Source organism: Streptomyces galbus (assembly GCF_005280195.1).
Taxonomy (GTDB): Bacteria; Actinomycetota; Actinomycetes; order Streptomycetales; family Streptomycetaceae; genus Streptomyces; species Streptomyces galbus.
In genome coordinates this window covers 422547-440002 of the sequence record NZ_SZPR01000011.1, presented here as the reverse complement: position 1 = coordinate 440002, position 17456 = coordinate 422547, and the positions used below count along the sequence as shown (strand labels likewise).

15 protein-coding genes are annotated in these 17456 nt (G+C 72.1%); 3 read left to right on the top strand and 12 right to left on the bottom strand.

Annotation, left to right across the window (positions count from 1 at the left end; translation table 11 throughout):
• The 11 genes from E4U92_RS13025 to uvrC form a co-directional block, all read right to left on the bottom strand.
• A partial coding sequence (locus E4U92_RS13025; protein WP_479681747.1) for a glucose-6-phosphate isomerase occupies positions 1-766 on the bottom strand: 766 nt, incomplete at its 3' end.
• A gap of 153 nt (positions 767-919) precedes the next feature.
• Positions 920-1255: an RNA polymerase-binding protein RbpA gene (locus E4U92_RS13020; RefSeq protein ID WP_129797281.1), complete on the bottom strand. Its 336-nt coding sequence runs from the start codon at positions 1253-1255 to the stop codon at positions 920-922.
• Between the two features lie 218 nt (positions 1256-1473).
• A complete protein-coding gene (gene secG, locus E4U92_RS13015; RefSeq protein ID WP_079060170.1) occupies positions 1474-1710 on the bottom strand; it encodes a preprotein translocase subunit SecG in 237 nt (78 codons plus the stop codon).
• A 108-nt stretch (positions 1711-1818) separates the two neighbouring features.
• A complete protein-coding gene (tpiA, locus tag E4U92_RS13010; protein ID WP_137300493.1) occupies positions 1819-2595 on the bottom strand; it encodes a triose-phosphate isomerase in 777 nt (258 codons plus the stop codon).
• A gap of 6 nt (positions 2596-2601) precedes the next feature.
• Positions 2602-3813 carry a phosphoglycerate kinase gene (locus E4U92_RS13005; RefSeq protein ID WP_137300492.1) on the bottom strand — a complete coding sequence of 404 codons (1212 nt, stop codon included), beginning with the start codon at positions 3811-3813 and terminating at the stop codon, positions 2602-2604.
• Between the two features lie 132 nt (positions 3814-3945).
• Positions 3946-4953: a type I glyceraldehyde-3-phosphate dehydrogenase gene (gene gap / locus E4U92_RS13000; protein ID WP_137300491.1), complete on the bottom strand. Its 1008-nt coding sequence runs from the start codon at positions 4951-4953 to the stop codon at positions 3946-3948.
• A gap of 227 nt (positions 4954-5180) precedes the next feature.
• A complete protein-coding gene (locus E4U92_RS12995; RefSeq protein WP_137300490.1) occupies positions 5181-8138 on the bottom strand; it encodes a M14 family metallopeptidase in 2958 nt (985 codons plus the stop codon).
• A gap of 189 nt (positions 8139-8327) precedes the next feature.
• On the bottom strand, positions 8328-9317 hold the full coding sequence (gene whiA, locus E4U92_RS12990) for a DNA-binding protein WhiA (RefSeq protein WP_137300489.1): 990 nt from the start codon (positions 9315-9317) through the stop codon (positions 8328-8330).
• Positions 9308-10375, bottom strand: coding sequence for a gluconeogenesis factor YvcK family protein (locus E4U92_RS12985; protein WP_137300488.1), 1068 nt, complete (start codon positions 10373-10375; stop codon positions 9308-9310). The genes whiA and E4U92_RS12985 overlap by 10 nt, the downstream gene beginning before the upstream one ends.
• Positions 10372-11376 (bottom strand): RNase adapter RapZ, encoded by a 1005-nt coding sequence (rapZ, locus tag E4U92_RS12980; protein ID WP_137300487.1) that lies wholly within the window; start codon positions 11374-11376, stop codon positions 10372-10374. Before rapZ ends, E4U92_RS12985 begins: the two co-directional genes overlap by 4 nt.
• Positions 11373-13439, bottom strand: a complete 2067-nt coding sequence (uvrC, locus tag E4U92_RS12975) for an excinuclease ABC subunit UvrC (RefSeq protein WP_137300486.1) — start codon at positions 13437-13439, stop codon at positions 11373-11375. Before uvrC ends, rapZ begins: the two co-directional genes overlap by 4 nt.
• Before the next feature lie 264 nt (positions 13440-13703).
• Here uvrC and E4U92_RS12970 point away from each other — a divergent pair, with 264 nt between their 5' ends.
• The gene (locus tag E4U92_RS12970; RefSeq protein WP_137300485.1) at positions 13704-14663 is read left to right on the top strand and encodes a hypothetical protein; all 960 of its coding nucleotides are present in this window, start codon (positions 13704-13706) and stop codon (positions 14661-14663) included.
• 127 nt (positions 14664-14790) lie between these two features.
• Here the strand turns inward: E4U92_RS12970 and E4U92_RS12965 are convergent, their stop codons facing one another.
• Entirely contained in the window at positions 14791-15216 is a 426-nt protein-coding gene (locus tag E4U92_RS12965) for a Rieske (2Fe-2S) protein (protein ID WP_137300484.1), read from the bottom strand.
• A 211-nt stretch (positions 15217-15427) separates the two neighbouring features.
• Between E4U92_RS12965 and E4U92_RS12960 the strand changes: the two genes are divergently transcribed.
• Both E4U92_RS12960 and E4U92_RS12955 read left to right on the top strand, forming a co-directional pair.
• On the top strand, positions 15428-16489 hold the full coding sequence (locus tag E4U92_RS12960) for a LacI family DNA-binding transcriptional regulator (RefSeq protein ID WP_137300483.1): 1062 nt from the start codon (positions 15428-15430) through the stop codon (positions 16487-16489).
• Entirely contained in the window at positions 16486-17397 is a 912-nt protein-coding gene (locus tag E4U92_RS12955; protein ID WP_137300482.1) for a carbohydrate kinase family protein, read from the top strand. Before E4U92_RS12960 ends, E4U92_RS12955 begins: the two co-directional genes overlap by 4 nt.
• Positions 17398-17456: the final 59 nt, after the last annotated feature.

Below are 17456 nucleotides of genomic sequence, written 5' to 3'. Positions count from 1 at the left end.
AGTGCTTCGCGACCGCCTTCTCTCCCCCACTCTCGGCTTCGCTCGAACGGGAGGTACCCCCATCACCGAGGCCGTCCAGCAGCCAGGTGCGCGCCGACGTTGCGTTGGTGATCGTCTCGATGGTGGTGAATGTCTTGGACGCGACGATGAACAGCGTCTCCGCCGGGTCCAGGTCGCGGGTCGCCTCGTGCAGGTCGGCGCCGTCGACGTTGGAGACGAACCGGACCGTCAACTCCCGGTCCGTGTACGGGCGCAGCACCTCGTACGCCATCGCCGGGCCCAGGTCCGAGCCGCCGATGCCGATGTTGACGACGTTCCTGATCCGCCGGCCGGTGTGCCCGGTCCACTCCCCGGACCGCACCCGCTCGGCGAAGTCGGCCATCCGGTCCAGCACCGCGTGCACCGCCGGGACGACGTTCTCGCCGTCCACCTCCACCACCGCACCCGCCGGGGCCCGCAGCGCGGTGTGCAGCACCGCCCGGCCCTCGGTGATGTTGATCTTCTCGCCGCGGAACATCGCGTCGCGGAGTCCGAACACGTCCCGGGCCGCGGCCAGTTCGCGCAGCAGCCGGAGCGTCTCGTCGGTGACGAGGTGCTTGGAGTAGTCGATGTGCAGGTCCCCGACCTGCAGCGTGTACCCGGCGCCGCGGGCGGGGTCGGCGGCGAACAGCTCACGCAACTGCACCTCGCCGACGTCCTCGCGGTGCCCGGCGAGGGCGTTCCACTCGGGCGTCCGGTTCAGCCTGGTACGACCGTCTGCGTTCATGTGCGACTTCAGCCTTCTTCCGTGCCTGTCCCAGCGGATCCAACCTAGTTGATCAGCGCCAGGACGGTGCCACGAAGAAGGCACTCCGGACCGATCGGCCCGGCAAGCACTCCGGCCAGGCACCCTCGGGGGCGTCTGGCCGGTCGTGAAGTACTAGATCTCGCCCCGCAACTTGGCGAGCGCCTCGGCGAGGATGGCCTCGCCGTCCGCGTCGCTGCGCCGCTCCCGGACGTACGCGAGGTGCGTCTTGTAGGGCTCGGTGCGCGGGGGGGCCGGCGGGTTGTCCCGGTCCTGTCCGGCCGGGAAGCCGCAGCGGGGGCAGTCCCAGGTGTCGGGGACCTGCGCGTCGCTGGCGAAGCTCGGCTGCGTCTCATGCCCGTTGGAGCACCAGAAGGAGACGCGCAGGCGCGGCGCGGACTCGCCCCGCTCGGCCTCGCCCATCGGCCCCGCCCCGACCCGGCTTCCTCGGATCGCGTTGCCACTTGCCACGGTCGTAACTCCCTGCGTGATGGTGCCGCGAAGCGAGTCGGCGTTTCGCTCCGCTGCGAGCGCCTCAGTCTACGTAAGGCCCAACGCGCGTCCAGTGTGCGGAGTTACCGAACCCGCACAGACGCACGCCCCATGATAGGCCGCGCCGGGGGGCGCGTACCGAACATGGGGCGTTACGTGCGGAATGAGCGTGCCGCGGGGGCGTGCCGTGCGTCGGTCTAGCTGTTGCTCTTCATCAGCAGGCCGAGGACCACGATGCACGCGAACCAGAGCAGACCGATCACCACGGTGATCCGGTCGAGGTTGCGCTCGGCGACCGAGGAGCCGCCGACGGAGGACGCCATGCCACCGCCGAACATGTCGGACAGGCCGCCGCCCTTCCCCTTGTGCATCAGCACCAGCAGCATCAGCAGCAGGCTGAAGACGATCAGGGCGATCGAGAACCCCAAAACCACGGCTGGACCAACTTCCTCGGATTCGGATGGACGACGGGGCGCGGTGGCTGCCCACCACGCCCCGCAAGGGTACGACGAAACGTCGTCACCGCCTACTCACAGCTCGTCTCACTGATCGCGGAAACGCACGATCTTGACGAACTCGTCGGCGTCCAGCGAGGCGCCGCCGACCAGGGCACCGTCGATGTCGGCCTGCGCCATGATCTCGGCGACGTTGCCCGACTTCACGGAGCCGCCGTACTGGATGCGGACCGTGTCGGCCAGCTCCTGGGAGTACAGCTCGGCGAGCTTGCCGCGGATGGCGGCGCAGACCTCCTGCGCGTCCTCGGCACCGCAGACCTTGCCGGTGCCGATGGCCCACACCGGCTCGTAGGCGATCACGATGCTCTCGGCCTGCTCGGCCGGGACGTCCTTCAGGCCGCCCTCGACCTGGGCGAGGGTGTGGGTGACGTGGTTGCCCGCCTCGCGGACCTCCAGCTCCTCGCCGACGCACAGGATCGGGGTGATGCCGTGCTTGTAGGCGGCCTTGACCTTGGCGTTGACGACCTCGTCGGTCTCGGCGTGGTACTGGCGGCGCTCGGAGTGGCCGACGGCGACGTAGGTGCACTTCAGCTTCGCCAGCATCGGGCCGGAGATCTCGCCGGTGTAGGCGCCCCCGTCGTGCGCCGAGATGTCCTGGGCGCCGTACTTGATCTTCAGCTTGTCGCCGTCGACCAGGGTCTGCACGGAGCGCAGGTCGGTGAAGGGCGGCAGGACGGCGACCTCGACGGCCTCGTAGTCCTTGTCCGCGAGGGCGAAGGCGAGCTTCTGGACGTGGGCGATGGCCTCGAGGTGGTTGAGGTTCATCTTCCAGTTGCCCGCCATCAGCGGCGTGCGAGTGGTCATGCGGGGTCAGTCCTCCAGTGCGGCGAGGCCGGGGAGCGTCTTGCCCTCGAGGTATTCGAGGGAGGCGCCGCCACCGGTCGAGATGTGGCCGAAGGCGTTCTCGTCGAAGCCCAGGGTCCGCACGGCCGCGGCGGAGTCGCCGCCGCCGACCACGGAGAAGCCCTTGGAGTCGACGAGGGCCTGGGCGACGGCCCGGGTGCCCTCGGCGTAGTCGGGGTGCTCGAAGACGCCCATGGGGCCGTTCCAGAAGACGGTGGCGGCGTCGGCGAGCTTCGAGGCGTACAGGGTGCGGGTCTGCGGGCCGATGTCCAGGCCCTCCTGGTCGGCCGGGATGGCGTCCGCGGCGACCGTCGTGGGGTGCGTCGCGGCCTTGGCCTTCAGGTCCGGGAACTCGGTGGAGACCAGCACGTCGACGGGGAGGACCAGCTCGACGCCGCTCTTCTCGGCGCGCTCGATGTACTCCTTGACGGCCGGGACCTGGTCCTCCTGCAGGAGGGAGATGCCGACCTCGTACCCCTTGGCCTTGAGGAAGGTGTAGGCCATGCCGCCGCCGATGAGGAGGCGGTCGGCCTTGCCGAGGAGCTGGTCGATCACGGCGAGCTTGTCGGAGACCTTGGCGCCGCCGAGGGCGACGACGTAGGGCCGCTGGACGTCCTCGGTGAGCTTCTTCAGCACGCCGACCTCGGTGGCGATGAGGTAGCCGGCGTAGTGCGGCAGGCGGGCCGGGAGGTCGTAGACGGAGGCGTGCTTGCGGTGCACGGCGCCGAAGCCGTCGCCGACGTAGACGTCGGCGAGCGAGGCGAGTTCGTCGGCGAAGGCGCCGCGCTCGGCGTCGTCCTTGCTGGTCTCGCCCGCGTTGAAGCGGAGGTTCTCCAGGACGGCGACCTGGCCGTCGGCGAGGTCGGCGACGGTGGCCTTGGCGGAATCACCGACCGTGTCGGCCGCGAACGCCACCGGGCCGCCGAGGAGTTCGCCGAGGCGGGAGGCGGCCGGCGCGAGGGAGAAGGCGGGGTCCGGGGCACCCTTGGGGCGGCCGAGGTGCGAGGCGACGACCACCTTGGCGCCCGCGTCGGCGAGGGCCTTGACGGTGGGCAGCACGGCGCGGATGCGGCCGTCGTCGGTGATGGTGCCGCCGTCCAGCGGCACGTTCAGGTCGGCGCGGACGAAGACCCGCTTGCCGCTGACGCCTTCGGCGAGAAGTTCGTCGATCGTCTTCATTGAGGGGACTCCTGAAGGGCTCGTGATGCCCCTGATGGTAGGAGAGCTGATCCGTACGTGCGGCAGGGCCCGGGCGGCGCGGCGGTGCGCTGCCCGAGCCCTGCTGTCACATCGAGGTGCCTGGTGCGGCGATCAGAGCTGGTTGCCGACGAAGACCGTGAGGTCGACGAGGCGGTTGGAGTAGCCCCACTCGTTGTCGTACCAGCCGAGGATCTTCACCGTCGTGCCCTCCTGGACCATGGTCAGGGAGGAGTCGAAGGTGCAGGACGACGGGTCGCTGACGATGTCCGAGGAGACGATCTCGTCCTCGGTGTAGGTCAGGTAGCCCTGCAGCTCGCCCTCGGAGGCCTTCTTGAATGCGGCGTTGACCTCGTCCTTGGTGACCTCGCGGGACAGCTCCACGACGAGGTCGGTGGCCGAGCCGGTCGGGACCGGGACGCGCATGGCGATGCCGTCCAGCTTGCCCTTGAGCTGCGGCAGGACCAGCGCGGTGGCCTTGGCGGCACCGGTGGTGGTCGGGATGATGTTCTCGGCGGCGGCACGGGCGCGGCGCAGGTCCTTGTGCGGGAAGTCCAGGATGCGCTGGTCGTTCGTGTACGCGTGCACCGTGGTCATCAGACCCTTGACGATGCCGAAGTTCTCGTCGAGGACCTTCGCCATCGGCGCCACACAGTTGGTGGTGCAGGAGGCGTTGGAGATGACGTGGTGGTTGGCCGCGTCGTACTTGTCCTGGTTGACGCCCATCACGATGGTGATGTCCTCGTCCTTGGCCGGGGCCGAGATGAGGACCTTCTTGGCGCCGCCGGCGATGTGCTTCGCGGCGTCGTCCCTCTTGGTGAAGATGCCGGTCGACTCGATGACGATGTCGACGCCCAGCTCGCCCCAGGGGATGTCGGCCGGGTTGCGCTCCGAGAGCACCTTGATGGTGTGGCCGTCGACGGTGATCGTGTCGGCGGTGTGGGAGACCTCCTGCTTCAGGCGGCCCAGGATCGTGTCGTACTTCAGCAGGTGAGCGGTGGTCGCGGTGTCACCCAAGTCGTTGACGGCCACGACCTCGATGTCCGCTCCCTGCTCCAGCAGTGCGCGGAAGTAGTTGCGCCCGATGCGGCCGAAGCCGTTGATGCCTACGCGGATCGTCACGAACCGATCTCCTCGTTGGTACGCCGGCCATGCGGTGCCGGCGAGCTCTGTTTGGGATGTCCCCGACCACCCCCGACCCTACCTCTCCGGGGCCCCCGGGGTGACATCGAGCTGCCCCATACACGGCAGGACGGTCCGTACCCGCAAGTAGGGTACGGACCGCCCACGCCGACGGGGTCATTCACTCCTTTTGCGGGTATCCGTTCGGCTCACTCCGACACCTCTCGTCATCGTCCGAGCGCGCCCAGTGCTCGCTTGAGCAGCGCGGTCCGGTCGGCCGCCGCCCGCACGTGCTCCAGGCCGAAGCCCAGCAGCACGGTGTCGTCGGTGGTGACCGCGCCGTACGTCTGGAACAGGGCCCCGGTGCGGGTCCAGTCCTTCAGCACGGCCGGGCTGCCCGGGGGCGGTCCGGCGGCGCGCCAGGCGCCCAGGGAGGTCTCGAAGCCCTCCGTCTCGGTCGCGGTGCCGCCGACGACGAGCGAGGCGTCGTCCACGAGGACGCCGTGGCCGCCGCTGCCGGGGTCGGTGACGTAGCTGATCGACACCTCGATCTGCTTGCCGGCGTAGGCGCTCAGGTCGAAGTTCACCTGCTGCCAGCCGCTGGAGGCGCCGGTGAGGGCGTTCCAGGTGCCGGTCGTGCCGGTCGCGGTGCAGTCGTTGCCGGTCAGGGTGAGGTAGTGGGTCAGCCAGGGGTGCTCCCCCACGTAGAACCCGCCCCCGCACTCCGCCGGTACGGCCGTGCCGGTCGCGCCGCCGGCCTCCGGGAGCGTGGTCCAGTCGCCGGCGCCCACGGTGTGGACCTCGACGATGGCGTTGTCGTAGCCCGGTTCGGTGTCCCACAGCAGCCGGGTGCGCAGGGTGGGCCGCTGGGCCGCGGGGACACCGGTGAGGTCGACGGTGCGGATGAGGCGCTTGTAGGCGTCGTCGGTGTGCACGGCGGCCGCCATGCCCGACCCCGCGTACGGCCCGTAGGGGTTGACGGTGCCGGCGAACTGCCCGGCGCCGGCGCTGGCGAACTGCGGATAGGACGAGACGGGCAGTTCGTCCGAGGTGACGCCGTAGGTGCCGGCCCGGTCCAGCGGGTTGCCCGGCGCGTCGCCGAGGGGTCCGCCGGCGCCCGCGAGCCTGCCGGAGCCGGTGAAGCCGGTGGCCCCGGGCGTGGACGTACGGGAGTACGCGCCGAGGTAGTACTGGCTGAAGTCGTTGGACGGGGTGCCGTCGCCGAGGTCGACGTTGCCGCCGGCCTGTTCGCCCGCCTCGATCAGCTTGCCGCCCTCATTGAGGTAGGCGCGCAGTTCGAGCTGGGTCGGGTTGCCGGGCACCTTGGCGCCCGTGTAGTGGACGACGGTCCCGAAGTGCTTCAGCACGCCGAGCGCGTCGGGCACGCCCTGGGTGGCGACGTCCCAGACGGCCGCCCGGCGCCCGTTCGCCCGCAGCGCGTCGACGTAGACCTGGGTCTGGGTGGCGGCGGCGCCCTCTTCGGCTACGACCAGGACGTCGGCGCGGGGCCGTACGGCCACGGTGTAGGTGAAGTGCGTGCTGGCGGCCTTCTTGCCGCCCCGGCTGCGGCCGGTGAACCAGACCTCCACGGTGTCGCCCGGGTCGGCGCCGCGCACCTTGGCCCGGTACTCGTCGAAGTAGAGGTTGTCGTCGCCGCCGTAGGTCTCGCCGCCCCGCCAGGCCCGCAGGGGCGCGGTGTGGGTGCGGCCGCCGTTGACGCGGTACACCAGTTCCTTGTTCCGCACGGCCTTGCGGACGACGACGGAGACCTCCTGGTCGGCGCCGCGCGCGTACGACGTGGTGAACGGGGCCGGGGTGAAGTCGGCCGCGGTCAGGCCGAGCGACGACGCCGGCGTGTCGGGGTGGGCGGCGGTCTCGGCGACCGACAGCGCGAACGGGACGTTCTTGGCGAACTCCTGCTGGATCAGCTTCTCGTCGTCCGGGAAGTTGAACACCGACTGGCAGTCGGCCGCGTTCCACTGGTCGTTCGGGTCGAGCGCGGACGCGGTCTGGCAGGTGGACATCTCGGGGGTGAACATCGCCATGCCGTTGACGTTGGCCGCGTGGCCGTCCGCCTCGCCGTTGGTCGTGTACAGCTCCGAGGAGACCTGCGGGTGGTACCCGGGGATCGCGGAGTGGTCCGGGGTGCCCGCGAGCGCCTTGTAGAGGACGTCGTCCGGGGTGTCGGTGGCGACCTGCCAGCCGACGCCGTAGAGGAGGAGTTCGGCGGCGGAGTGGTAGTTGATGCCGTACCGGAAGCCGACGCGCTTCTCGAACGCGTCCAGCGCCCGCGTCTCCGGCTCGGAGCCCGGGGCGGCGCCGCGGTAGGTCTGGCTGGTGGGGTTGGGCGACGAGCCCTCGTCGTCGTAGCCCCACTTGTAGGGGAAGTTGCGGTTGAGGTCGACGCCGTCGCCGGTGGAGATCACGCCGTCGCCGTTGACGTCCCGGAGGTTCTTGCGCCACAGGCGGTTCGCCGGGTCCTGGAAGGTGTAGTCGTAGCCGTCGGGGTTGGCCGAGAGCACGAACCACAGTTCGGTGGAGTCGACGAGTCGTGCGATCCGCTTGTCGGTCCGGTAGCCGTCCAGGTAGTAGTGCATCAGCCGACGGGTCATCTCCGGCGTGATCCACTCGCGCGCGTGCTGGTTGGACACGTAGAGCACGGACGGCTTGGCGCCGTCCTTCGACTTCCTGGCGCCCTTGGTGACCTTGAGCGCCAGGATGTCCTGGCCCTTCAGCGTCCTGCCGATGGAGACGACTTTGGTCAGGCCGGGGTTCTGCCGGGCGGTGCGGAGGATCTCCTCCTTCAGCCCGCCGCTCCCGCTGTACGGCCGGAACACGCCGTCGGCGGCGGCCTCGACGCGCTGCTCGGCCTTGGCGGTGAGGGTGTGCTCGGCGAGGTCGACGCCCTGTTTGCGGAGCTTCTTCGCCTGCTCGCCGGTGAGGTAGATCTCGACGGCGGCGGTGCCCTTCGCGGGCACGCTCTCGCCGAGCTCGTGGCCGTCCTGGCCGGCGGCCAGGAGGAGGGGCACCTGCTGCTTGGTGACCTCGGCGCGGTAGACCTTGACCTCGTCGTCGTCGGCGGTCCGCGCCGGACCGCCGTTCTGGGCCTGGGCGATGGGTGCGATGCTCGCTCCGCCGATCAGGAGCGCGCCGACAGCGAGGATCGATCTCGCTCTGTGTCTCATGAACCCCCCTTGTGTGGGTCCGCCGCAGCAGCGAACACATGCCAGGCTCATGACAGCGCATGATCGAGTCAAGGGTGCCTCAAGAACGACAAAACGCCGGTGCTCCCGCCCGATCGGGCCACGAGCACCGGCGTCTGACGCCGCGTCGGGCCGGTCCGTGTCCTGACCGGCCCTTTCGCTGAGCGGGCGTCAGCCGACGAGGTCGCCGGCGAGTTCCTCGCTGATGTTGGCCTCCGTGCCCGGGATGCCGAGGTCGGCCGCGCGCTTGTCGGCCATCGCCAGCAGCCGGCGGATCCGGCCGGCCACCGCGTCCTTGGTGAGCGGCGGGTCGGCGAGCGCGCCCAGCTCCTCCAGCGAGGCCTGCTTGTGGTCCATGCGCAGCCGGCCCGCGGCCGCGAGGTGCTCGGGCACCTCGTCGCCGAGGATCTCCAAGGCGCGCTGGACCCGGGCGCCCGCGGCGACGGCGGCCCGCGCGGAGCGGCGCAGGTTGGCGTCGTCGAAGTTGGCGAGGCGGTTGGCCGTGGCGCGCACCTCGCGGCGCATCCGGCGCTCCTCCCAGGCCAGCACCGACTCGTGGGCGCCGAGCCGGGTCAGCAGGGCGCCGATGGCGTCGCCGTCGCGGACCACGACCCGGTCCACCCCGCGCACCTCACGGGCCTTGGCGGCGATCGACAGCCGGCGGGCGGCGCCGACCAGGGCGAGCGCGGCCTCGGGGCCGGGGCAGGTCACCTCCAGGGACGAGGAGCGGCCCGGCTCGGTCAGCGAGCCGTGCGCCAGGAAGGCACCGCGCCAGGCGGCCTCCGCGTCGCAGGTGGCCCCCGAGACCACCTGCGGGGGCAGGCCCCGGATCGGGCGCCCCCGGCCGTCCACCAGACCGGTCTGGCGTGCGAGCTGGTCGCCGCCGGCGACCACGCGCACGACGTAGCGCGAACCGCGCCGCAGCCCGCCGGCGGCCATCACGATCAGTTCCGAGCTGTGCCCGAAGATCTCCAGGATGTCCCGCTTGAGGCGGCGGGCCGCCATCGCCGTGTCCAGCTCCGCCTCGATCACGATGCGGCCGCTCACCAGGTGGAGGCCGCCGGCGAACCGCAGAATGGCGGAGACCTCCGCCTTCCTGCAGCAGGTCCGGGTGACGGGGAGCCGGGAGATCTCGTCCTTCACCGCTGCCGTCATCGCCATGGGCCGATCCTTCCATGCATCCGAAAAATACGGTCGTACGCGGCGGCCAACAGCTCCGGATCATGCCGCGGAGTCCCGTCGGGCCGGGCCACCGGCGCCAGCTCGATCGCGGCTCCGAACCGTTGGGCGGCGTCGGCCAGGGAGTCGCGGTCGGGCACGGCGGCCTCGTCGGCCAGCACCACGTCCAGGGCGAGTTTAGGGGCGTGTCGCCCCAAAACCTCCAAATGACGCTGCGGGGAGAACCCTTCGGTTTCTCCCGGCTGTGGTGCGAGGTTCAGCACGAGCACCCGGCGCGCCTTGGTCTCCATCAGGGCGTCCAGCAGTTGCGGCACCAGCAGGTGCGGCATGACGGAGGAGAACCAGGAACCCGGTCCGAGAACCACCCAGTCGGCGTCCAGGACCGCGGCCACGGCCTCCGGGACGGCGGGCGGGTCGTGCGGCACCAGGTGGACGGACTGCACCTCGCCCGGGGTGAGCGCGACCGTGGCCTGTCCCCGGACCGTGTCGACGTCCTCCGGGCGCGCCGGGTCGTGGCCCTTGACCAGGGCCTGCAGCTCCAGCGGCACGGCGGACATCGGCAGCACGCGCCCCTGCGCGCCGAGCAGCTTGCCGACCAGGTCCAGGGCCTGGACGTGGTCGCCGAGCTGCTCCCACAGGGCGACGATCAGCAGGTTGCCCACCGCGTGGCCGTTGATCTCGCCCTGCGACTGGAAGCGGTGCTGGATGACCCGGGCCCAGGTCTGGCCCCAGTCGTCGTCGCCGCACAGCGCGGCCAGCGCCTTGCGCAGGTCGCCGGGGGGCAGCACGCCCAGCTCGTCGCGCAGGCGGCCGCTGGAGCCGCCGTCGTCGGCCACCGTGACGACGGCCGTGAGGTCGCCGGTGATCCGGCGCAGCGCGGCGAGCGAGGCGGACAGTCCCATGCCGCCGCCGAGCGCGACGACCTTGGGCTGTGTGCCGCGGCGGCGCGGTCTGCCGCCGCGGGCCTCGACCGGGCGGCCTGCGCGTGTCTCGGGCACCGCCCTGCGCAGCCGGCCCAGCCGCGGTGTACGTCCTGTCATTCCCGTCCCATGTCCCGGTGCACTACCACCGTCTCCACGCCCTCGGCCGCGAGGCGCGCGGCGAGCTTCTCCGACATCGCCACGGACCGGTGTTTGCCGCCCGTACATCCGACGGCGATGGTCACGTAACGCTTGCCCTCCCGACGGTAGCCCGTGGCGATCAGCTGGAGGAGCTCGGCGTACCGGTCGAGGAACTCCTTCGCGCCGGGCTGGTTGAAGACGTAGCCCGCGACCTCCTCGTTGAGGCCGGTGAAGGGGCGCAGCTCCGGGACCCAGTGCGGGTTGGGCAGGAAGCGGCAGTCGACGACGAGGTCGGCGTCGACCGGCAGGCCGTACTTGTAGCCGAACGACATGACGGTGGCCCGCAGCTCGGGCTCCTCCTCGCCGGCGAACTGGGCGTCCATCTTGGCGCGCAGCTCGTGCACGTTGAGGCTGGAGGTGTCGATCACCAGGTCGGCGTCGCCGCGCAGCTCGCGCAGCAGCTCGCGCTCGGCGGCGATGCCGTCCACGATGCGGCCGTCGCCCTGCAGGGGGTGCGGGCGGCGCACCGACTCGAAGCGGCGCACCAGCGCCTCGTCGGAGGACTCCAGGAAGACGATCCGCCGGGTGACCTGCTTGGCCTCCAGGTCGGCGAGGGACTCGCGGAGGTTGTCGAAGAAGCGCCGGCCGCGGACGTCGACGACGACCGCGATCCGGGCCACGTTGCCCTGGGAGCGGGCGCCGAGCTCCACCATGGTGGGGATCAGCGCGGGCGGCAGGTTGTCGACGACGAACCAGCCGAGGTCCTCCAGGCACTTGGCGGCGGTCGACCGCCCGGCCCCGGACATGCCGGAGATGATCACCAGCTCGGGGATGGCCGCTTCGGGGATCCCCGGTCCTGTGCTGTCCTGGTTCACCTGTGCTCCGTTGTCGTGACGCCCGCCCTGCGGGACGGAGTGCCCGCCCGCGTCGCCGGGTGCGGGATCTCGATGTGCTGTGGGCTGCTGCTCGTGCTCGGTCATGGCTCCTGCCCCCGTCGTTCGTCCGGGGCGCCGGTGCGCACCGGCTCCCCTGCGGAACCCGCCGTCGTCCCGGGTTCCTCGTCCTCGATGATCTCTCCGGTCGCCGTGTTCACGGCGGGGCCGGCCGGGACCGCCCCGGCGAGGGCCGCGGCGATCGTCTCGGCCGTCTTGCGGCCTATGCCCCGGACCTCGCAGATCTGCTCGATCGTCGCGGCCCGCAGCTTCTTCACCGAACCGAAGTGCCTGATCAGCGCCTGCTTCCGGGTCTCGCCGAGACCCGGTACGGCGTCCAGCGGGCCGGCCCGGAACCGCTTGGCGCGCTTGCTGCGCTGGTAGGTGATCGCGAAGCGGTGCGCCTCGTCGCGCACGCGCTGCAGCAGGTACAGGCCCTCGCTGGTGCGGGGCAGCACCAGCGGGTCGTCGTCACCCGGCACCCAGACCTCTTCCAGGCGCTTGGCGAGGCCGCACACGGCGATGTCGTCGATGCCCAGCTCGTCCAGGGCCCGCCGGGCCGCCGCGACCTGCGGCTGCCCGCCGTCGACGACGACGAGCTGCGGCGGGTAGGCGAACTTGCGCGGGCGGCCGTCCTCGTCCTTGAGGGCCCCCGTCGGCGCGTCGCCGTCGGCGAGGGTGTGCTCGTCGTCCGACCACTCCCCCGTGCGCTCCTTCTCGGCCAGGTAGCGCCGGAAGCGGCGGGTGATCACCTCGTGCATCGAACGGACGTCGTCCTGGCCCTCGAAGCCCTTGATCTGGAAGCGGCGGTACTCGCTCTTGCGGGCCAGGCCGTCCTCGAAGACGACCATGGACGCGACGACGTCGTCACCCTGGAGGTGCGAGATGTCATAGCACTCGATGCGCAGCGGGGCGCTGTCCAGCTCCAGGGCGTCGGCGATCTCCTCCAGCGCGCGCGAGCGCGTGGTGAGGTCGGAGGCGCGCTTGGTCTTGTGCAGGACGAGGGACTGCTGGGCGTTGCGCTCGACGGTCTCCATCAGGGCCCGCTTGTCGCCGCGCTGCGGCACGCGCAGGGACACCGCCGAGCCCCGGCGGCCGGTCAGCCACTCCTGCACCGGCTCCAGCGGGTCGGGCAGCGCGGGGACCAGGACCTCCTTGGGGACGGCGTCGCCGGTCTCCTCGCCGTAGAGCTGCTGCAGCGCGTGCTCGACGAGGGCGCCGGTGGTGATCTCCTCGACCTTGTCGGTCACCCAGCCGCGCTGGCCGCGCACGCGTCCGCCGCGCACGTGGAAGATCTGGACGGCCGCCTCCAGCTCGTCCTCGGCGACCGCGATCAGGTCGGCGTCGGTCGCGTCCGCGAGGACGACCGCGTTCTTCTCCATGGCCTTGCGCAGGGCCCCGATGTCGTCGCGCAGCCGCGCGGCCCGCTCGTACTCCATGTCCTCGGCGGCCTGCGCCATCTGCTTCTCCAGACGGCGCAGGTAGGTGCCCGTGCGGCCGGCCATGAAGTCGCAGAACTCCTCGGCCAGCTCCCGGTGCTCCTCGGCGTCCACGCGCCCGACGCAGGGCGCGGAGCACTTGCCGATGTAGCCGAGCAGACAGGGCCGGCCGGTGCGGGCGGCGTTCTTGAACACGCCCGCGGAGCAGGTGCGCACGGGGAAGACGCGCAGCAGCAGGTCGACGGTGTCGCGGATCGCCCACGCGTGCGCGTAGGGCCCGAAGTAGCGCACGCCCTTCTTCTTGTGGCCGCGCATGACCTGCACGCGCGGGAACTGCTCGTTCATCGTCACCGCGAGGTAGGGGTAGCTCTTGTCGTCGCGGTACTTGACGTTGAACCGGGGGTCGAACTCCTTGATCCAGGAGTACTCCAGCTGCAGCGCCTCGACCTCCGTGGACACCACCGTCCACTCCACGGACGCGGCGGTGGTCACCATCGAACGCGTGCGCGGGTGCAGTCCGGCCAGGTCCTGGAAGTAGTTCGCCAGGCGTTGGCGCAGGCTCTTCGCCTTTCCGACGTAGATCACCCGGCGGTGCTCGTCGCGGAACCGGTACACCCCCGGGGAGTCCGGGATCTCACCCGGCCTGGGGCGGTAGCTGGAGGGGTCGGCCATGTCTCACACCCTACTGGCGTGGGGTGACACTCCGGTGGGCCTGTGGACAACGGTCCGGGGTCCCGAGTCGGCCATCCGCGCCCCGAACCCCCGTCGCGGGTGTTGTCGGGGGTTGGTCAACACGCTTCAATGCGGGGGAACTCGGGGCCGTGCACGACGCCGCAGGGAGCACGACGAGGCCCGGCGCCCACGGGGAGGTCCCGAGCACTGACGCGCAGCGGTCTGACCAGCCGTTGCGAGCTTCCACAGAGAAGAGGCCCCTGCATGCCGCACGCCACACAGCACGCGGACGCCCCGGCCGGTGCCGCCGCCGCGGAACTGGACACGGCCCTGCGCGGCGGCCCCTTCCACGTCGCGCTGCGCGCCGCCATCGCCGCCCGCGGGCTGCCCCTGCAGCGTGTCCAGCACCACCTGTCGCGGCACGGGGTGCGGGTCGGCGTCACCAGTCTGAGCTACTGGCAGCAGGGCGCCAGGCGCCCGCAGCGCCCCGAGTCGCTGCGCGCGGTGCGGGCGCTGGAGGAGATCCTCCAGCTCCCGGAGGAGTCACTGATCCGGCTGCTCGCCGACACCGGCCCGGCCAACGGGTCCGGCCGGCCCGCGGCGCGCTCCTACCGCTCCGTCCAGGAGGCGTCGGAGGTCCTGCACCGCCTGCTCGGCGACCTCGGTGCCCCGCTCGACGGCGGCCTGCACACCCTCGGCCACCACGAACGGGTCCGCATCGGGGCCCGCCGCGAACTGCTCGGCCGGGAGGCCCACCACATCGTGCGCGCGCACCGCGACGGCGTCGACCGGTTCGTCGCCGTGCACCACGGCGACTCCGGCTGCGCACCGGAACGGATGGCCGTGCACGCCCTGGAGAACTGCCGCACCGGGCGCGTGCGCCTGCACCCCGCCACCGGCGTCCTCGTCGCCGAGCTGCTGTTCGACACCCGGCTGCGCGCGGGTGACACGTTCCTCTTCCGGTACGCCGTCGAGGACGGCACGGCGGGCGTCTGCCGCGAGTACGTGCGCGGTTTCGGCCCGGCGGGCGGGCAGTACGCCCTCCAGGTCCGCTTCGACGCGCGCGCCCTGCCGGTGCGCTGCCACCGCTTCGTCCAGCACTCGCCGGCCGCGCCCCGCGGGGGCCGCCAGGACCTGCCCCTGAGCCGACGCCACCTCTCGGTCCACCTGGTCGAGCCGCGGGTGCGGTCGGGGATGCCGGGGATCGCCTGGGACTGGGAGTGACGGGCGGGTGCCTCGGAGGCGGGAGTGATGGGCGAGTGCTGCGGGGGTGTGGCCGCCGGGTGTTCTTCGGAGCCGGTCCCTGGCTGCTCCGGCGGTGCCGGCCCCACGCTCCTCCGGCGGTGCCGTCTCAGGCTCCCGGGCCCGCCACGATCCTGCCCCGCTCCGCCTTCACGGGCAGCTCGTGCAGGGGCTCGGTGGCCGGGTCGCGCAGCACCTCGCCGGTCGTGGCGTCGAACTCACTGCCGTGGCAGGGGCAGATCAAGGTGGTCCCCTCCAGCTTGTTGATCGCGCACCCCGCGTGCGTGCAGATCGAGCTGTACGCCTTCAGCGTGCCGTCGTCCGACCGGCTGATGACGACGTCGTGGTCCCGGTAGAGCCGGGCCCCGCCCTTCGCGACCTCGCTCTCCGCACCCAGCTCGACCGGCGCCGTCGGTGTGGCCCGCGCCGCCGTCCCGCCGGTCGGTGAGCAGGCGGCGGCGCCGAGGCCGGCGACGGGGGCGACGGCTGCTCCCCGCAGGACGGTCCGGCGGGTCGCGGAGGGGCGGGCAGACATGCGGGCTCCAGGGGTCACGGGGGATCAGGGATCAGGGATCACGAAGAAATCAGGGCCGGCGGCGGGTCGGTACCCGCACGATAGCGGCGACGGCCGCGGGGGCGTAAACGCTCGCGTAAGCGTTTACGTGCCGTGCGGGATGCGATACCGTCCCGCGGCGGGACCGGAGAGAGCCGGAGCGGAGCGCTGGAGCGGAGAGGGAGGGAGCACCGTGCCGACCATGGCCGACGTCGCCCGGCACGCCGGGGTGTCCGTGGCCACGGTGTCCCACGTGCTCAACGACACCCGCCCGGTCCTCCCCCACACCCGGCAGGCCGTCCTCGACGCCATCGAGGTGCTGGGGTACACCCCCAACACCCTCGCCCGGTCCCTGGTCACCGCCCGCACCCGGTCCATCGGCCTCGCGGTGTCTGCGATCAGCAACCCCTACTTCACGGAGATCCTCCAGGGCGTCGAGGCGAGCGCGCTGGAGCACGGCTACGGCCTGCTGATCGCCGACCCGCACGACGACCCGGAGCACGAACGCACCGTGGTGCAGCTGCTGCACGAGCGGCGCGTGGACGGCATGATCGTCGCCCCGTCCGCCGAGCCGGGCGCTCTGCTGGCCTACCTGTCCCGCCACCGCGTCCCGGCCGTCCTCCTCGACCGGACCGTGGACATGCCGGGAGGAGCCCCGGCGGAGGTCGGCGACGCGCCCCGCTTCGACCAGGTGTGCGCCGAGAACGCGGAGCCGATGTCCCGGCTGGTCACCCACCTCGCGGAGCGCGGGCACCGCCGGATCGCCCTGGTCGCCGGCCTGCCCGGCCTCAGCACCACCGCCGAGCGCATCGCCGGCTACCGGCTCGGCCTCGCCTCGGCCGGACTGCCGTACGACGAGCGGCTGCTGGCGCACGGCGACTCCGCGGCGGAGGGCGCCGAGCGGGCCACGGCCGGGCTGCTGTCGCTCGCCGTCCCGCCGACGGCCCTGGTCACCGGCAACAACGCCATGACCATCGGTGCGCTGCGCGCCCTGCGCGACCGTGGCCTGTCGGTGCCCGGCGACCTCGCCCTGTGCTGTTTCGACGACTTCGCCTGGGCCGACCTGTTCTCGCCCCGGCTCACGGCGATCGCCCAGCCCAGCCGGGAGATGGGCGCCGAGGCCGTCCGGGTGCTGCTCGAACGCCTCGCCGCCCCGCGGCGGCCGGCCCGAACCGTCCGGCTGCCCTGCACCTTCGTCCATCGCACGTCCTGCGGCTGCCCCGAGGAGCGGCCCGAGGAAGGAGACCGCCCGTGATCGTCGTCGCAGGTGAGGCCCTGATCGACCTGGTACCGCAAGGCCAGGGCGCCCTGGCGCCCCTGCGGCCGGCGCTCGGCGGCGGCCCGTACAACACGGCCGTGGCCCTCGGCCGCCTAGGCTCCCCCACCGCGTTCTGCTCGCGGACCTCCTACGACGCTTTCGGTGAGGCCCTGCTCGACGGGCTGCGGGGCGCGGGCGTGGACGTCTCCGCGGTGCAGCGCGGCCCCGAGCCGACCACGCTCGCGGTGGCCACGCTCGACGCGCACGGCTCGGCCTCGTACTCGTTCTACGTGGACGGCACCGCCGACCGCCTGTTCACCGTCCCGGCCGAGCTGCCCGCGGGGACGCGCGCGGTCTCCTTCGGCACCTGCTCGCTGGTCCTGGAGCCCGGGGCGAGCGCCTACGAGGAGCTGATGCGCGACACGGCCGCGAGGGGGGTGTTCACCGCACTCGATCCGAACATCCGCCCGGGTCTGATCCCGGACGCGGACGCCTACCGGAAGCGGTTCAGGAACTGGCTGCCCTCGGTGAGCCTGCTGAAGCTGTCCGAGGAGGACGCCGAGTGGCTGGGCGGTACCCCGGCAGAGTGGCTGACGGCGGGGCCGTCGGCCGTCGTGGTCACCCGGGGCGGTGACGGTCTGACCGCCTACACCCGGGACGGCGGGACCCACGCGGTGCCGGGTGAGCGGGTGGACGTGGTGGACACGATCGGCGCGGGCGACACGGTGAACGCGGCCCTGCTGCACGGGCTCGCCCGGCTGGACGCGCTGTCCCCCGGGGCGCCGGCCGCGCTCGACCCCGCGGGCTGGGAACGGCTGCTGCGGTTCGCGGCACGAGCGGCGGCGGTCACCTGCTCCCGGGCGGGTGCGGAACCGCCGTACGCCCGGGAGGTGGGCGACTTCTGAGGCGAGCGGTGACCGGGTGCGGTCGCCGGGTGCGGCACCGGAAACAACGGGCGGCGCCC